Origin of the sequence: Corallococcus sp. AB045 (assembly GCF_003668895.1) — a bacterium.
Lineage (GTDB): Bacteria > Myxococcota > Myxococcia > Myxococcales > Myxococcaceae > Corallococcus > Corallococcus coralloides.
Genome location: NZ_RAWN01000216.1, coordinates 1 through 15,569 on the forward strand (window position 1 = coordinate 1; position 15,569 = coordinate 15,569).

At 69.0% G+C, this 15,569-nt stretch carries 17 protein-coding genes; 3 read left to right on the forward strand and 14 right to left on the reverse strand.

The genetic code is table 11. The features are described 5' to 3' along the window. The coding region (locus tag D7Y21_RS34465) for a hypothetical protein (RefSeq protein WP_233612392.1) at positions 1 to 1,057 on the forward strand (1,057 nt) is incomplete at its 5' end. A 30-nt stretch (positions 1,058 to 1,087) separates the two neighbouring features. On the opposite strand, the gene D7Y21_RS34470 is transcribed toward D7Y21_RS34465, so the two are convergent. The 9 genes from D7Y21_RS34470 to D7Y21_RS34510 form a co-directional block, all read right to left on the reverse strand. Further along, positions 1,088 to 2,839: an AMP-binding protein gene (locus tag D7Y21_RS34470; RefSeq protein WP_121717942.1), complete on the reverse strand. Its 1,752-nt coding sequence runs from the start codon at positions 2,837 to 2,839 to the stop codon at positions 1,088 to 1,090. Positions 2,840 to 2,875: 36 nt separating this feature from the next. Continuing rightward, positions 2,876 to 3,793 (reverse strand): alpha/beta fold hydrolase, encoded by a 918-nt coding sequence (locus D7Y21_RS34475; protein ID WP_120565951.1) that lies wholly within the window; start codon positions 3,791 to 3,793, stop codon positions 2,876 to 2,878. Then, complete coding sequence (locus tag D7Y21_RS34480; protein ID WP_120565950.1) at positions 3,790 to 4,236, reverse strand: thioesterase family protein; 447 nt, start codon at positions 4,234 to 4,236, stop codon at positions 3,790 to 3,792. Before D7Y21_RS34480 ends, D7Y21_RS34475 begins: the two co-directional genes overlap by 4 nt. Positions 4,237 to 4,276: 40 nt before the next feature. After that, a complete protein-coding gene (locus D7Y21_RS34485) occupies positions 4,277 to 4,642 on the reverse strand; it encodes a holo-ACP synthase (protein WP_120565949.1) in 366 nt (121 codons plus the stop codon). Next, entirely contained in the window at positions 4,642 to 5,601 is a 960-nt protein-coding gene (locus D7Y21_RS34490; RefSeq protein WP_121717943.1) for a ferritin-like domain-containing protein, read from the reverse strand. Before D7Y21_RS34490 ends, D7Y21_RS34485 begins: the two co-directional genes overlap by 1 nt. After that, a complete protein-coding gene (locus tag D7Y21_RS34495; RefSeq protein ID WP_120565947.1) occupies positions 5,598 to 5,894 on the reverse strand; it encodes a hypothetical protein in 297 nt (98 codons plus the stop codon). The genes D7Y21_RS34490 and D7Y21_RS34495 overlap by 4 nt, the downstream gene beginning before the upstream one ends. 146 nt (positions 5,895 to 6,040) lie before the next feature. Then, on the reverse strand, positions 6,041 to 7,219 hold the full coding sequence (locus tag D7Y21_RS34500) for a CaiB/BaiF CoA-transferase family protein (protein ID WP_121717944.1): 1,179 nt from the start codon (positions 7,217 to 7,219) through the stop codon (positions 6,041 to 6,043). A 91-nt stretch (positions 7,220 to 7,310) separates the two neighbouring features. Further along, entirely contained in the window at positions 7,311 to 7,640 is a 330-nt protein-coding gene (locus D7Y21_RS34505; RefSeq protein ID WP_120565945.1) for an SCP2 sterol-binding domain-containing protein, read from the reverse strand. Positions 7,641 to 7,739: 99 nt separating this feature from the next. Next, positions 7,740 to 8,114 (reverse strand): response regulator, encoded by a 375-nt coding sequence (locus tag D7Y21_RS34510; protein ID WP_120565944.1) that lies wholly within the window; start codon positions 8,112 to 8,114, stop codon positions 7,740 to 7,742. A gap of 208 nt (positions 8,115 to 8,322) precedes the next feature. Between D7Y21_RS34510 and D7Y21_RS34515 the strand changes: the two genes are divergently transcribed. Together D7Y21_RS34515 and D7Y21_RS34520 are read left to right on the forward strand one after the other, a co-directional pair. Beyond that, on the forward strand, positions 8,323 to 9,372 hold the full coding sequence (locus D7Y21_RS34515) for a sensor histidine kinase KdpD (protein WP_121717947.1): 1,050 nt from the start codon (positions 8,323 to 8,325) through the stop codon (positions 9,370 to 9,372). A gap of 78 nt (positions 9,373 to 9,450) precedes the next feature. Further along, entirely contained in the window at positions 9,451 to 9,687 is a 237-nt protein-coding gene (locus tag D7Y21_RS34520; protein WP_120565942.1) for a twin-arginine translocase TatA/TatE family subunit, read from the forward strand. A gap of 131 nt (positions 9,688 to 9,818) precedes the next feature. On the opposite strand, the gene D7Y21_RS34525 is transcribed toward D7Y21_RS34520, so the two are convergent. The 5 genes from D7Y21_RS34525 to folE all read right to left on the reverse strand — a co-directional run. Beyond that, positions 9,819 to 11,687 carry a long-chain fatty acid--CoA ligase gene (locus tag D7Y21_RS34525; RefSeq protein ID WP_120565941.1) on the reverse strand — a complete coding sequence of 623 codons (1,869 nt, stop codon included), beginning with the start codon at positions 11,685 to 11,687 and terminating at the stop codon, positions 9,819 to 9,821. Next, entirely contained in the window at positions 11,684 to 12,424 is a 741-nt protein-coding gene (locus D7Y21_RS34530; protein WP_120565940.1) for a tetratricopeptide repeat protein, read from the reverse strand. Before D7Y21_RS34530 ends, D7Y21_RS34525 begins: the two co-directional genes overlap by 4 nt. 147 nt (positions 12,425 to 12,571) lie before the next feature. Continuing rightward, positions 12,572 to 13,312, reverse strand: coding sequence for an RNA polymerase sigma factor RpoD/SigA (locus D7Y21_RS34535; RefSeq protein WP_120565939.1), 741 nt, complete (start codon positions 13,310 to 13,312; stop codon positions 12,572 to 12,574). A 230-nt stretch (positions 13,313 to 13,542) separates the two neighbouring features. Continuing rightward, positions 13,543 to 14,970: an FAD-binding oxidoreductase gene (locus tag D7Y21_RS34540; RefSeq protein ID WP_121717948.1), complete on the reverse strand. Its 1,428-nt coding sequence runs from the start codon at positions 14,968 to 14,970 to the stop codon at positions 13,543 to 13,545. After that, the coding region (folE, locus tag D7Y21_RS34545; RefSeq protein ID WP_233612393.1) for a GTP cyclohydrolase I at positions 14,967 to 15,569 on the reverse strand (603 nt) is incomplete at its 5' end. The genes folE and D7Y21_RS34540, both read right to left, overlap by 4 nt.

Sequence of the window (15,569 nt, forward strand, 5' to 3'; positions counted from 1 at the left end):
GCCCTCCCCCGCTGCCCCTTCCGCGTCCGCGGTGCTCCACGCGCAGTGCCGCACGCACGCGGCGGATCCGTCCAGCCCCTGGGCGCTCGCGCACGGCATGGACCTGGACGGCAAGGCCTTCCGCGCGCGGGATGGCCGCGCGGCCTCGGACGCCATCGTCGCGGGGTTCCTGCGCCGCGACGCGCCCGACGCGGGAGGCACGGCCCGCTACTTCTTCGACGCCTTCACCCCGGACGGCACGCCCGTGGAGCCCCACCCGGCGCTCCAGGTGAAGACCTTCCTGCTCGCGGGATACCCGCGCTCGCAGGTGTTCCCCACCGCGTGGGGCAAGGTGACGCTGCGGGAGCTGGTGGCATCACTCCAGCACGACTTCCGCCCCGCGCTCGCCGCGTCGCCGGACGGAGCGTGGGCGCTGGACGCACTGTCACACGTGCTGGAGCCCGGGGGCTCGTTCGTCAACGGCGCGGGGGAGACGGTGCGCATGGACGCGGTGATGGACACCGCGCTCGCCACGCTGGAGTCCGCGAACGCGGAGCTGCTCCGGGGCATGAAGGCGGGCCTTCCCCAGGTGCCCAAGAACAAGCAGGGCATCTACGCGCACCCGTGTGGCGGGCTCCACTTCTTCCAGGCCGTCGCGGGCTGGGCGCGCTTCCCCGCGGTGCGCAAGGCGTGGGGCCCGCGGCTGGACGCGCAGGTGGACGTGCTGGTGTACCGGCTGGGTTCGGAGGCGAAGCAGTACGAGGCCGCGCTCACCGCGGCGCCCGCGTACCGCGTCCCGGTGCTGGTGCAGATGGTGAAGTTCTACGGCCACTTCCTGGAGGCGCTGGGGCGCTACCGGGACCAGACGGGCTGGAAGCCCACGCCCGCGCAGGCCCGGGCGGTGGCGGAGGCGAAGGCCGCGCTGGAGCACGCCACGCTCCGCCTGGAGGCCACGGGCGCCTTCCGCGACACGGAGGCGCTGTCCCGGACGCAGCCCCAGCTCGCCCTGGACCTGGTGGGCGATGCGTGCCACGCGGCGCGCGGCTGGGACCTGTGGGCCTCCACGAAGGTCCGTTGAGGCCCGAGGCTCCCGAGGCTCGGAACCCGCTCAGGGCCCGTCCTGACGCTGGCCTCCCGGCCGGAGCCGCCGGAGTCCCGCGGAGAGCGCCGCCTTCCCGGAGGCCATCCACCGGCGGCCCCGCTGCCGCGCGACCATCACCGAGCCCAGCACGAGCCGCTGCGCGCGCATCTGGAGCAGGTCCGCGCGCAGCTCCATGGGCGTCACGGTGCGGATGCGGCCCTGCTCGTAGGCCTCCGTGATGGCGCGGCGCTGGAGCTTGCCGCTGCTCGTCTTCTGGAGTTGGCCGTAACGGATGAAGAGGACGTCCTCTTTCGGGAGCGTCACGCCTACCGTCTCCAACACCGACTGGCAGACCTGCTTGCGGCTGTCCTCCAGGCGCTCCAACGCGGCCGGGTGGTTCACCTCCGCCAGCACCACGAGACGGCCCTTCACCTGGATGACGGCGGTGCGGCCCGGGCGGATGAAGCCCAGCCGCTCCACGGCCTGCTCGAAGTCCGCGGAGAAGAAGCTCTGGCCGTTCACCTTGATGCGGTCGTTGATCCGCCCGGTGATGAAGAGCTCGCCCTCCTTCTGGAAGCCCAGATCGCCCGTGGCGTAGTAGCCGTCGTCGCCGCGCAGGGGCCGGTCATCCAGGAAGTACGACGGCGCCAGGCTGCCGCCGCGCAGCTCGATTTCTCCCAGTTCGCCCTCGCCGCACAACCGGCCGTCCTCCGCGCGCAGCCGCACCTCGAACTCCGTCAGCGGGCGGCCCACGGAGATGGCCGGCTGACCGTTGGGCGCGGTGATGACGCGCACCGTCTGGCGCGGCGGCACGCTCGCGACCATCAGCACCGTCTCCGCCATGCCGTAGCAGGGCATGAACACGTCGCGCCGCAGACCGCACGGGGCGAGGATGTCCAGGAACTGCTCCAGGTTGGGGATGTTGATGGGCTCGCTGCCCAGGTAGATGCTCTGCACGCGCGACAGGTCCAACCGCTTCAGGTCAGCCGCGTCCGCCGACTTGAGCGACTTCAGCGCGTAGTCGATGGCGAAGTTGGGGATGACGGAGCCCATCACCTTCTCGGAGGAGATGAGCTCCAGCCAGCCCATGGGGTCCATCAGGAACGACGCGGGCTGGGCCAACAGCAGATCATTGCCCACCGTGATGCAGGTGAGCAGCCCGCCGATGAGCCCCATGTCGTGGTACAGCGGCAGCCAGCTCGTCACCCGGTCCTCGGACGTGCGGCTGTCGTGCCGGATGATCATCCGCAGGTTCGCGGCCAGGTTCTCCTGGGTGATGGGCACGCCCTTGGGGAACGACGTGGACCCCGACGAGAACTGCACGAACGCCAGCTCCCCGGGCGCCACCTCGCGCAGCTTCACACCGGGACGCTTCGCGCCCGTGGGCGGCGACGGCAGGCGCTCCAGGGGCAGCTCCAGTCCAGCAATGCTGGGCACGTCCAGCACGAGCAGCGCGCCATAGCGCTCGCGGATGCGCGCGAGGAAGTCCCGGTAGGGCCCCTTCGGCGTGCTCAGGATGTACGGCTTCACGGACAGGGGCACCGCGCCCAGCTCCATCAGCCCCAGGAAGGCGAAGATGACGGACGAGGAGGTTTCGAAGGGCAGCACCACGCGCGTGCCCGGCGCCACGCCGTGCGCACGGAAGTGCTCCGCCGCCCCGGCCACCCGGGAGGCGAACTCCCGGTAGGGCACGAACTCCGGCGGCCCGACGAAGTCGTCGTAGAGAAACAGGCCGCGCCGCGGATCCACCGCTTCCAGTCGCTGGATGATGTCGAGCATGTGAAAAGCCTCCCCTCCTCCGGGTCCTTCAGTCCTTCAGTGTGAGGGCGCCACCTGGCGCATCCACGCGAGCACGCGAGGCAGCACCTCCGCGCGGGCGCGCTCTCCGCGCACCACGTCGAAGTGGCCCGCGTCCCAGCTCAGCCCCTGCGCGCGCCCCAGGACGAACAAATCCTTGCGGGCACTGCCCAGGTGGGCCACCAGCTTCTGCGCGCGCTGCGGTGACGCATGGAACACGTCCGCCGCGCCCACGCCCGCGAACACCGGCAGCGTCACGTTGCCCAGCGCGCTCCAGTAGTTCGTCGCGCCATCCGTGCTCCGGAACGCGCCCGTGGGCGCCCAGTCCGTGAACTGCCGCATCACGCCCGCCGGTTCGTCCCAGGGCCCCTGCTTCAGCGCCTTCGCCGGGAAGCGTCCCAACATCCCCGCCACCGTGGACGAGAAGCCCAGCTGGAAGCGCTTCTTGAACCCGCCGTCGCTGTAGTCGTTCACCGCCGACGACAGCGTGCACACGCCGGACAGCGACGCCTGGAGCGAGGGGTCCACCCCCAGCGCCGCCAGCACCGCGTAGCCCGCCATGCTGTGGGCCAGGATGAACAACGGCCCGGTGTGACGCGCGCGCACGGCCCGCACCAGGTCCGGGATGTCGTGGCGCACGTACGTATCGAAGCTCCAGTCGTACGCGCGCTTCGCGGGCCAGCGGCTCTTGCCATGCCCGCGCAGGGACGCGACGTACGACACACAGCCCGCGTCCACGAACGTGCGCGCGAACCCATCCCCCTGCCCGCCCAGGAAGAAGCGGCCGTCGGAGAACAGCCCCGGCACGAAGAGGATGCCGGGCGCGGAGTCCGGCGTCCCGGACAGGCGCGCCTCCACGACGTGCAGCGCGTGCTCCTGGGACGTGGGCACCCAGAACTCCAGCGACGCGAGCTCCGGCTTCACGTTCGTGCTCATGGGCGCGGATCCTCGACAGGGGCCACCGGGGCGCGCGCGGCGTCCAGGAACTGCTGCAGCGACGCGAGCGACCGGGCCCGCGCGTCCAGGAAGGCCACGCTCACCAGCGCCTCCACCGCCACCGGCCCGCCCACCGTCAGGAACACGCGCTGACGGAACCGCGCGCGGTAGTTGATGCCGTCCGGCTCCAGCTCGTCCGCCGCGGGCGACTCCAACTCCGTGTGCACCACCACGTCCCCCGGGGGAATCTCCCGGCGGTAGTCCACCTCCACGCGCGACACCACCGCCACCACCGGCCCCCCGCGCGTCAGCCCCTGCCGCTCCAGCCAGGCCCAACGGCCGGCCTCCAGGTACTCCAGCGTGGTGGCGTTGTTCACGTGCCCCAGGATGTCCAGGTCATTGGGACGCACGCGCAGCGTGAGCGACGACTCTTCGAAGTGCACGGGGGGATGTCCTTCGGCTGCCGGGGGGATGACAGCGACTTCAGGGGGACGGAGCGCGCGTCACGATGACCACTGTCGAGACGAACCCTCCGCTATGCGACAGCGAAACAGAGACCTGCAGGCCCTCGCGCGCCAGGTGCTCCGCGAGCGTGCCGTGAAACAGGAAGCGCGGCGCGTGCCGGGCGTCGTGGACGAGCTCTGCGTCCGTCCAGAACCAACCCGCGACCGCGGGCAGCGCCTTGAAGAGGGCCTCCTTCGCGCTGAAGCCCGCCGCCAGGCTCTGCACCGGATCCGCCGCGCGCTCGAAGTGGGCGAGCTCCGCGGCGGTGAAGAAGACATCCGGCTCCCGCAGGGCCCGGGCGGCCTCCAGCTCCGAGATGGCCTGGAGGTCGTGGCCCAGGCCCATCAGCACCCGACGAGGTCCATCCAGGTGTCCTCCAGCTCCTCTCGCGACGCCACCGTGATGCCGGTGATGCGCTTGAGGGCGTGGAAGATGAGCTGCTCCTTCTTGCGCAGCGCGTCCGGGGCGTAGAAGCCCTCGCGGTGCTCCAGCCGATCCCACCAGTTGACGTGGGTATCGCGGCTCTCCACGCGCTCGCGCTTGCTGCCGTGCACCTCGCCTCCGTCGCGCAGGAAGAGGTGCGCCACCGCGAACGCCTCCTTCGCCTTGTACGCGCCGCTGTCCACCAGCGCCTTGGCGAAGGCGATGAAGTAGTTCATGTGCTGCACTTCGTCCGCCGCCACCTGCTTGAACAGCGCGCGCAGGCCCGGGTCCTGGACCATCTGCGAGCACTGGCCGTAGTCCACCGCCGCCACCACCTCGGAGATGGACAGCAGCGTGAGCGTGCGCAGCATGTCGTCGTCGGGGAAGACCTTGCGGAACTCGATGAAGGTGGCGTCGGAGATGACCTCCAGCCCCAGCACCGAGGACAGGCGGTTGAACGCCGTCTCGTGGTGCGCCTCCTCCTCATTCCAGTAGCGGCTCCACGTGCCGCACGCCTGCATGATGGCGGCGACGGTGGGGTTCTTCTCCTGCCACCGGCGGCACTCCTGATCCGCCAGCCGCTCCAGCCGGTCCGCGCCCGGCTTCGTCGTCAGCTCCGCCCGCCCCGCGTTCCACACCAGGTGCCGGTCGGCTTCACCCACGTGCGCGACGTCCACGTGGGAGAGCAGCTCCACCACGCTCCAGCGCCGCGACTCGTGCAGCCGCTGCTGCTCCCAGGTGATGTCCACCAGGGACTGCCCCCGCTGGGTGAGGGCTTCGTACAGCTCCGCCTGGATGGCCGGGCGGCCTTCGGGCGAGAGGGCCTTGGGGGGGACGACGGTCGCTTCTTCGTGCTCGAGGCCGCGCGCGAGGACGCTCATGCCGACTTCCGCTCTGGGTTCGTGACTTCACCCATGAAGACCGCCAGGACCTTGGACACGGTCGTATCGAGGGACAGCGCCGGCAGGCGAACCCTCAGTCCATAATCCTTGCGCAACCCGTTGGAAGTGCGGGCAAAGGCTTCCATCAAGTCGACGCTGTTGGTCATGCGCTCGGAGCGTGTAATCAACGCCGCGAGTGTGAGGTCTTCGGAAAACAACTCTCCTTCCGTGAGACCCACGTTTTCCGCGAATTTTCGTCGGATATATGACTCGAGCTCCTGTGCGTCGGGCACGGGGGACCTTCCTTCTCAGGGCTTGAAAGTCGATTTCCCAGTCTAAAACAGGAAAGACTAACTGTGGCTCCAGACCTGTCAATCATCAACGGGTCACTTTGGATCCGCGTACGAACCCACCCTCTTGGGTTCTTTTCACGCGTCATTCATGCAATCAGGCGCGAGATTTCTTCGGGCGTGAAACCTGCGTCTTCCAGGATGACGCGCGAGTGCTGTCCGAGCGTGGGCGGTGGACGCAGCGCGACGTCGCCCATGCGCAGCGGCGTGAGCAGGTGCGTGACGCGGATGCCGCGCTGCGCATCGTCCGTCTCCGCGAAGAGGCCACGCGCGCGCAGCTGCGGATCCGCGAGCACCTCGTCGCCTTCCGCCACCGGCTCCACGCAGAACTCCGCGCCGGAGAGCTGCTCACGCCAGTGCGCCAGGGGCTGGCCCGCGAAGATGCGGGTGAGCTCCGCCTTCACGCGCGCGCCGTCTTCGCCACCCGAGTACGCGTCATCCAGCAGCTCCGGGCGGCCCAGCTTCGCGCACAGCGCGCCAAAGAACCTGGGCTCCAGCGCGCCCACCGCGAGCCAGCGGTCGTCCGCGGTGCGGTACAGGCCATAGCTGGGATAGCCGCCGTTGAGCGGCTCGGTTCCGCGCTGGAGCGGCGCGCCCTCCTTCCCCATGAACAGGCGCGAGGCCAGGTGCAGGTGGAGGAACGCCAGCGCGCCGTCCGTCATGGACACGTCCACGAAGCGGCCCACACCGGTGCGCTCACGCTCGTGCAGCGCGGCCAGGATGCCCACCAGAGCGAAGAGGCTGCCTCCGCCGATGTCCGCCACCTGCACGCCCGGGAACGCGGGCGCGCCACCTGCTTCGCCGCCGTAACCCAGCAGGCCCGCGCGGGCCACGTAGTTGAGGTCATGCCCCGCCTTGAGCCGGTCCGGCCCCGTCTGGCCGTAGCCGGAGATGGCGCAGTAGATGAGCCGCGGGTTCTTCTGGCGCAGCACCGCCTCGCCCACGCCCAGCTTGTCCATCACGCCGGGGCGGAAGCTCTCCACCAGCACGTCGTAGTGGGACACGAGCCGCAGCAGCGCGTCACGCCCTTCAGGCGTCTTGAGGTTCAGCGTGAGCGAGCGCTTGTTGCGGTGCAGCCCGTAGTAGAGCGCGCCCTCCCCGTCGCGGTGCGGCGGCATGTGGCGGGTGGCGTCCCCCACGTCCGGGTCCTCCACGGTGTCCACGGTGGCGCCCAGGTCGGCGAGCACCAGCGTCGCGTACGGGCCGGGCAACAGGCGTGACAGGTCCAGCACCCGCAGGCCCGCGAGGGGGGAAGACGGCTCGGACATGGAGGGGGGCTCCAGGGGGAAGTGGAGACATGCAGACGGCGCGTCCCCGCCAGGGGTGACGCGCCGTCGGTACGACACGATACGGAGAGGCTCAGGCCAGCAGCTTCGCCAGCTTCATGGCGAGGCCCATGTCCATCGGCTTGAACTTGAGCTTGCCCTGCATGGCGGCCATCTGCGGGTTCAGCTTGCCCTCGCGGATCTTCACGAAGTCGTCGTTGCTGACGGTGACCGTCATCTTCGACGCACCGTTGAGACCCTCGGACACCCAGCCTTCCGACTTGGTGGTGTCCAGCGTCCACTTGCCGCCGCCGTCACCGGAGACGTCGAAGTGGATGATGGCGTTGATGTCCTTCGCCAGCTCCGGCTTCTCCTGCAGCTTGCCGGGAATCTGCGTCTCGATGATGTCCTTCGCGGTCGCCATGACTCGCTCCTTAGCGTTCAGCGTTGACTGGTGAATCAAGCCTGCGCGGACCGTAGTGGCGCCCCACCGTCGGGTCAAGCACGGCCACGGGCGCCGTGCTCAGACGCGCGAGGTGTCCGCCGAGGGGCTGAGGGACTGTCGCACCATCGACAGCAGGTCGTTGAGCTCGAAGGGCTTGGCCAGGTGGCCCATGGCGCCAATGTCCTTCGCCTTGCTGCCGACGTTGCGGTCCGCGCTGAGGACGATGATGGGGATGCCCGCGAAGTCCGGCTTCTGGCGCATGCGCTGGGCGAACTCCCAGCCGTCCATCACCGGCATCATCAGGTCCAGGAGGATGAGGTGCGGAGGGTCCGGCTCCAGGCGCTCCAGGGCTTCCTTGCCGTTGCGGGCACGGCGGATCTCGAAGCCCTCGGCCTCCAGGATCTCCGAGAGCGCCTCCAGGATGTCGGGATCATCGTCCACGACGAGCACCACGGGTGCGTCAGCATGCTGTGCGTTGAGCGAGGTCAGAGGTGTCTCCTCGATACCGCTTCCGGAGATGGATCTTCCACCATCACTGGCCCCCCGGGTGCAAGAAATCAAGGGGCCCGCGGACGGAGCCGGTGCCCGTTGCAAAACCGACAGTCACTGCCCACCCTTCCGTTGATTCGAGGCACGGCCAGGGGAGGTCCGCGTGACGTGGATGGGGGAGACGCCTGGAGTCAACGAAACCGCGCCGGGGCTCGCGCTGCTGCCCCGTCAGGGGACACCCCGCCTGCTCGGTCCCCTGCTCCTGGACTACCTGGGGCTGGAGGCCCTGCCTCCCATGCCAGCCGTGACGGGCATCGACGGGCTGATGGCCGCCGTGGGCTTCCGCCGCAAGGACGGCGAGCGCAACCTGTGGGAGCGCCAGGACCGCACCCTGCTGGTGGGTGAAGAGTCGCTGGAGGACGGCGGACGCCTGCTCTGGGCGCTGCCGGTGCCCTGGAGCACGGAAACGGCTTCACCCCGGGTGCCCCAGGCTTCACCGCCAGGCGAGCGCGTGGAGGACCGCGTGCGCTTCCTGTCGCTCGCGTCGCACGATTTGCGCGGGTCGCTGGCCAACATCCGCTCGTACGCGGCGCTGCTGCTCAACGGGCGCATCCCGCTGGAGCCCAAGGCGCAGCGCGGGCTGGAGACCATCCTGCGCAACGCGGACCGGGCGCTCTCCTTCGCCCAGGACTTCTTCGACTCCAGCCGCGCGGACCTGGGCGCGCTGGCGTGTGAGCGCGAGCGCCAGCCGCTCCTGCCCATCCTGGATGCCGCGGTGGAGCGCACGCGGGCCGCGGCGTCCGCCGCCAACGTGGGGCTGGAGCTGGACACGCTGCCGGAGCTGCCAGACGTGACGGTGGACGCGGGCCGCATCCAGCACGCGGTGGAGGCCTTCGTGCACCACCTGCTGGCGCGCGCGCAGCCGGGCGAAGCGCTCCACGTGCGCGCCGAGCGCCTGGGTCACCAGGTGCGGGTGGAGGTGCGCCGCGATGGCGCGGCCGTTCCGGAAGAGGACATCACCGCTGTCTTCCAGTGCGAGGAGCGCGCCTTCCGCGAGCGCAAGCTGGAGGATCCGCTGCGCGTCTTCCTGGCCCGGCAGGAGGTGGAGGCCCACGGTGGCCAGGTGGGCGCCCAGGCGGACGCGGGCGGCACCACCCTCTTCCTCACGCTGCCCTTATCGCTGCCAGCGGAACTCGGGCATCCAGCGGGCTGGCAGGCGTGAGTCCCGGCCGCTGGAGTTGCTAGCGCGACCCACCTCCCACCGGTATGCTCCCCCGCGTATTTCGTGAGGAGCGAAGCCATGGGATTGAAGCTTCCTGAGATTCTTCTGATTTTCGCGGCGCTGCTGCTGCTGTTTGGCGGTTCGCGGTTGCCGCAGCTCGGCTCGTCCCTGGGCAGCGCGCTCCGCAACTTCAAGCGCGGCTTCTCCAGCGACGACGAGAAGGACGACGCTGGCGACAAGAAGCCCGGCACGCTGTCCGCGTCCACCACCGTGGACAAGGACGTCGCCGCCAAGTCGCCCAGCCACAACGCCTGATTGTGGGTCCGTCCGGGTGGGCCCGGGAAGGCCCCGCCCCTGACGTCAAGACATCGCTGAACGTTCACCCGTGACGCCCGTACCGTGACCGCTCGAAAGCGGCCAGGGACGGGCGTCGGGCTTTTGGTGCGTCAGTCCATGACCTTCGCGCCTTCGTACATGGCGTCGATGGTCTTGATGTACTTCTGGCTGGCGACCTTGCGCTTCACCTTGAGGGTGGGCGTGAGCTCACCGGACTCCTGCGTGAAGTCCGCGTCCATCACCGCGATCTTCTTGATGCTGGAGTACGGGGGGATCTCCGCGTTCACCTTCTTGATGATCTCCTCGACGGCCGCCTTGATCTCCGGCCGCTGGGAGTTCTGCGCGTAGGTGCCCACCGCGATGCCCTTGTCCTCCAGCAGCTTGCGCGCCGGGTCCTCGGACACGGTGATCAGCGCCACCAGGAACGGCCGCTTGTCGCCGTACACCATGGCCTGGCTGATGAGCGGGAAGGTCTTGAGCGTGTTCTCGATGTTCTGAGGCGCCACGTTCTTGCCGCCCGCGGTGACGATGATGTCCTTCTTGCGGTCGGTGATGCGCAGGTAGTTGTCGGAGTCCACCTCGCCGATGTCACCGGTGTGGAACCAGCCGTCCGGATCCAGCACCTCCGCGGTGGCGGCGGGGTTCTTGTAGTAGCCCTTCATCACGCAGGGGCCACGCACCAGAATCTCACCGTCCGCGGCGATCTTGATCTCCGTGCCCGGCACCGGCGGGCCCACGGTGCCGATCTTGATCTTCTCCACGCGGTTCGCGTTGCACGGGGCGCTCGTCTCCGTGAGGCCGTAGCCCTCCAGGACCTTGAGGTCGAGCAGGTCGAAGAAGTACGCGATCTTCCGGGACAGCGGCGCGCCGCCGGAGATGAAGATGCGCATGTTGCCGCCCAGCTTCTCGTCCAGGGTCTTGCGCACCTTGGAGAACACGAGCTTCTTCGCCAGGCTGAACTGGAGCGAGCTGTACTCGCGGCCCTGGCTCTTGGCCTCGGAGTACTCGTCGAACAGGCCGAAGGCCCACTTGAAGAGCTTGCCCTTCACGCCGGGCGCCGCCGAGCCGTTGGCCACGACGTTGTTGTAGACCTTCTCGAACACGCGCGGCACGGACGGCAGCACCGTGGGGCGCGTCTCCGCCAGGTTCGCGAGCAGCTTGTCCACCGACTCCGCGATGATCAGGCGGAAGCCCATGGACAGCCACGCGGCCTTCACCACCTGGGCGAACACGTGCGCCAGGGGCAGGAAGAGCATGACGGAGTCTTCCGGCTTCATCATCCCCATGGCCTGGGTGGCCTTCGCTTCATAGGCCCAGTTGCCGTGGGTGAGGATGACGCCCTTGGGGTCGCCCGTGGTGCCGGAGGTGTAGACGAGCATGTTGGTCTCGTCCAACTTCACCTGCCCCACGCGCTCGGTGAACGCGGACTCGGCGGCCTGGGGGATGCCCTTGCCGGAGGCCACCATGTCCGCGAGCGAGATCTCCTTGTCGCCGGAGATGGGGCCTTCGAAGACGACGATCTTCTGCAGCGTGGGGATGTCCCCCAGCTTGGAGCGCACGCGGGACAGGCGGCCCGCCTGCTTGGCGTCCTTCTCGTCGTTGTCGACGAGCAGCAGCTTCGTCTCCGAGTGGTTCAGGACGTAGCGGCACTCATCCGGCGTGTTGGAGCCATAGATGGGCACCGTGATGGCCTGGGCCGCGCTGATGGCCAGGTCCGCGATGATCCACTGCAAGCTGGTGTTGGCGAAAATGGCGACCCGGTCCCCGGGCTGAACGCCCTGGGCGATGAGGCCCGCCGCCTGCGCCTTCACGTCCTCCAGTACCTGCGCGAACGTGACGTCCTGCCAGCGCCCGTCCTTCTTGTGCGTCACGCCTACCTTGGAGGCGTTCTGAGCCCGCTGAACGAGCAACTGGACGAGGTTCTGCTCCTGCGTCCCGCCCGCCGCGGGAGCCGTCGTGACCTGACTCTCTGCCCTCACTTGAGCTCCTCCTGGATGTCGGCATCCACCTTCTTGGCCCACTGCTGCACGCGCTGCCCCTCAGCGGGGTTGTACGCGGTGCTTCCCTGCTTGACCTTCTCGATTGCCGCGCTCGCGTCCTTCGCCTTGCCGTCCTTCAGCAACGTCTCGGCCAGGTAGTAGTGCGCGCGCAGCGACTGCGGAAACTTGGCGATGGCCTTCTGGTAGTACTCGACGGACTTGCCCAGGTCGCGCTTCGGCCAGGGCAACTCATAGAAATAACGCCCCTTCACCAGCCAGGGACCACCGTACTCGTACGTGGCGTCGAGCTTCAGCGCGGTGTCCAGGCGCTCGTTGAACTTGCCCTCCAGCCCGTCGCCCAGCGCCTTCATGATGCCCACGGCCTGCGAATAGGAGCCGATGCCGCACGCGGCGAAGTAGTAGCCCTCCACGCGCGCCGGCTGGAGCTTGGAGGCCTTGTCCCCGGCCTCCCAGGTCTGCTTGCCCAGGACCATCTTGAGCTTCTTCTCCGTGGCGCCGTCCGCCTGCCACTGGAGGATGCGCGCCTTGCGCCACGCCAGGTCGAAGTCGTCCGGCGCGGCCTTCAGCGCCTCGGACACTTCCTTGTCCAGCGCCTTCACGGACTCCGCGTCACTGCGCTTCGCGTACAACGCGTCGAGTTGGTCGAGCAGCGCGGGATCCGCAGCGTTTGCCGGGATGGCCCAAAGCACCCAAAGGGCAAGCAATTTCAAGCGCATCGAAAAGCCTTAGCACGCACGCTCGCCTACCATCAACCGAACGTACCAGACGCAGCGCGGCAAAAACGAAGACGGGACCGGCAAGGTGCGAACACCCCGTCAGGTCCCGTCAGCGATGCAACAGATGCTGCCTTTTGCCCTTCCGCTTCAGGCCGCGTCGGCCGTGGCGGTGTGCTCCTCGTTCTCGTTGAACGCGATGAGGTAGCGCTCCAGGAAGTTCTTCGTCTTCAGCTCCACCTGGCGCACGCGCTCGCGCGACACGCCCCAGCGCTGGCCCAGCTCCTCCAGCGTCAGCGGCTTGTCCTGCGTGAGGCGCTCCTGGAGGATGTCCCAGCCCAGGTCGCCAATGCGCTTGCGCACCTTGGACAGGGCATCCTGGATTTCGGTGTCCTGCTCGCGGGAGAGGAACGTCTCCTGCGGGGAGGGACCGCCGTCCTCCAGCCGGTCGAGGAAGGTCGTCTCGCCCTCCTCGTCGATGGTGGCGTCCAGCGAGAAGTCCACCATGCTGCCGCGCTCCGCCTCACCGCCGCGCACCTGGCTGCGGTTGTCCTTCAGATAGCGGGTGATGTAGGCGCGGATCCACCACACGGCATAGGTGGCGAAGCGCACGTTCTTCTTCGGGTCGAAGTGCTCGATGGCCTTCATGAGGCCGACGTTGCCTTCCTGGATGAGGTCGTCCAGGCGGGCCCCGCGGTTGGCGAACTTCTTCGCCACGGCGACCACGAAAGCGAGGTTGGAGCTGGCGAGCGTCTGTCGGGCGCTCTCGTCACCCTTGCGGGCCTGGCGGGCCAGCTCGTACTCCTGTTCACGCGTGAGCTGCTGGTGGCCGCCCAGGTGACGCAGGTAATGCGAAAGGCCCTCTGCCGCGAACTTCGTCGAGTTGGCCATGATTTCCCGTCCTTCCGTTCGAAACTGCCGGACGCGATGAATCCCCCGACGAACCGCGTCCACCTGTCACTAGGACGCGCAACGGCGGAAAGGGTTTCTCATTCCTTCCAAGAAGGGCGTTTCGCCCTCCTCCCCTTGTCAAAAGCCCGTCACGCACTCGCACTTCCGGGCCCTTGGCAGCGCGCGACGCGACGGGTGGGACAGCACCTACGTTTCCGGTCACGAAGTCTTCAACGCTTGGGAGCGGGGAAGATTTTCTCGGGATTGAGCAGACCTGATGGATCGAAAAAGTCCTTCAGGCGGCGCTGCAGGTCCAGCAGCGCGGGCGCCTGCTCCAGCGCCAGATATTCCCGCTTCGCGTGCCCCACGCCGTGCTCACCGGTGATGGTGCCTCCCAGCTCAACGGTGAGCACCAGCATGCGGCGCAGCGCCTCGTCCACGAGGGGGCGCTGGCTGGCACCTTCGTACAGGATGTTGGCGTGCAGGTTGCCGTCGCCCGCGTGGCCATACGTGGCCACGGTGAGCCCCAGCTCCTCGCCCATCTTCTTCAGCCGCTCGATGATCTCGGGAATTTTCGAGCGGGGCACCACGATGTCTTCGGAAATCTTGGCTGGCTTGAGCGCGCGCAGCGCCGGGGAGATCACCCGCCGCGCCGCCCACAGCTTCTCGCGCTGACTTTCGTCCTGGGCCACCAGGGTCTGGGTGGCTCCGTGCTGATTGCAGATGTCCCCCAACAGTTGGAGCTCCGCGAGCACGCCTTCGGGCGTGTTGCCGTCGACCTCGGCGATGAGGGCGGCGCCCGCGTCCGGAGGGAACTGGAAGCTGCCCCGGTGCACGATGGCCTGGACGGCGACCTCGTCGATGAGCTCCAGGCAGCGCGGCAGGAGGCCAGCGGCGAGCACCGCGGAGACGCCTCGCGCCGCGTCCAGCACGGAGGGGAACACCACCAGCGCGGTCATCACCTGACGGGGCAGTGGAATCAGCTGCACCGTGATTTCGGTGGCCACGCCGAGCGTGCCCTCGGAGCCCACGAAGAGCCCCACCAGGTCATAGCCGGCCACGCCCTTGATGGTGCGCCGGCCCACGCGCAGCACCTCGCCGTCCGGCATCACCCACTCCAGGCCGATGACGTAGTCGCGCGTGACGCCGTACTTCAGGGCGCGCGGGCCGCCGGCGTTCTCCGCCACGTTGCCGCCCAGCGTGCAGAACTCCCAGGAGTTCGGATCCGGTGGATAGAAGAGCCCTTGCGCCTCCACGGCCTTCATCAGGTCGCCCGTCACCACGCCGGGCTCCACCACCGCGGTGAGGTCCTCCTTGGAGATGGAGCGGATCCGGCTCATGCGCTCCAGGCTGACCGCCATGCCGCCCTTCAGGGGCAGCGAGCCGCCGCTCTTTCCGCTGCGCGCGCCGCAGGGGGTGAAGGGCACGCCGTGCGCCTGGCACGCCTTGAAGATGGCGGACACCTGCGCGGTGGTCTCCGGCAGGAGGACGGCGTCGGGCCGGTACACGCCGCTGTCGGACTCGTCGCGCGCGTAGGCGTCGAGCGTGGCCTCGTCGCGCTTCACCTGGCCTGGGGACAGCACGTCCGCCAGGGCCTCCAGCACCTTCGCCACGCGCTCGGGCGCTACCCGCTCGAAGGTCTGGGAGGCCGGGTTCATCGGCCCGCCCCCGAGCGAGCCCCCAGGCGGGCCCACAGCTCGCGGCGCAGGGGGCCGTCGCGGCGCAGGCGTCCTTCATAGGCCTCCGCGTGGGTGACGGCGTCGCGCTGGTGGTCGGCCCTCAACCGCAGACACGCCTGCTCCGCCTCCAGGATGCAGGCGGTGGCGGGACTGTCGAGCACGCGGGCGAGCGAGCGCGCCACCTGCCGCGCCAGGTCCTCCTGGAGGATGAGCCGGTGCGCGAAGAGATCCACCAGCGCGCCGATGCGCCCGAAGCCCACCACGCGCGAACCCGGCACGTAGGCCACGTGGGCGCGGCCGGTGAAGGGCAGCAGGTGGTGCGGGCACATGGAGTGGAAGCGCAGGTCCGTCACGACGACCAGTTCTCCGGAGGAGTCCGCGGGCGCGGGGTAGGTCTTCCCGAGCGCCTCCTCGGGCGTGCGGCCGTAGCCGTCGAGGAAGCCGTTCGCCCACACGTCGGCCACGCGCGTGGGCGTGTCCACCAGGTTCACGTCCTGGAGGTCGAGCCCCGCGGCGGTGAGGAAGTCGCGGACCGCCCGGGCCATGCCGGCGGGGTCGGGGCGCACGGCGCGAGGGGC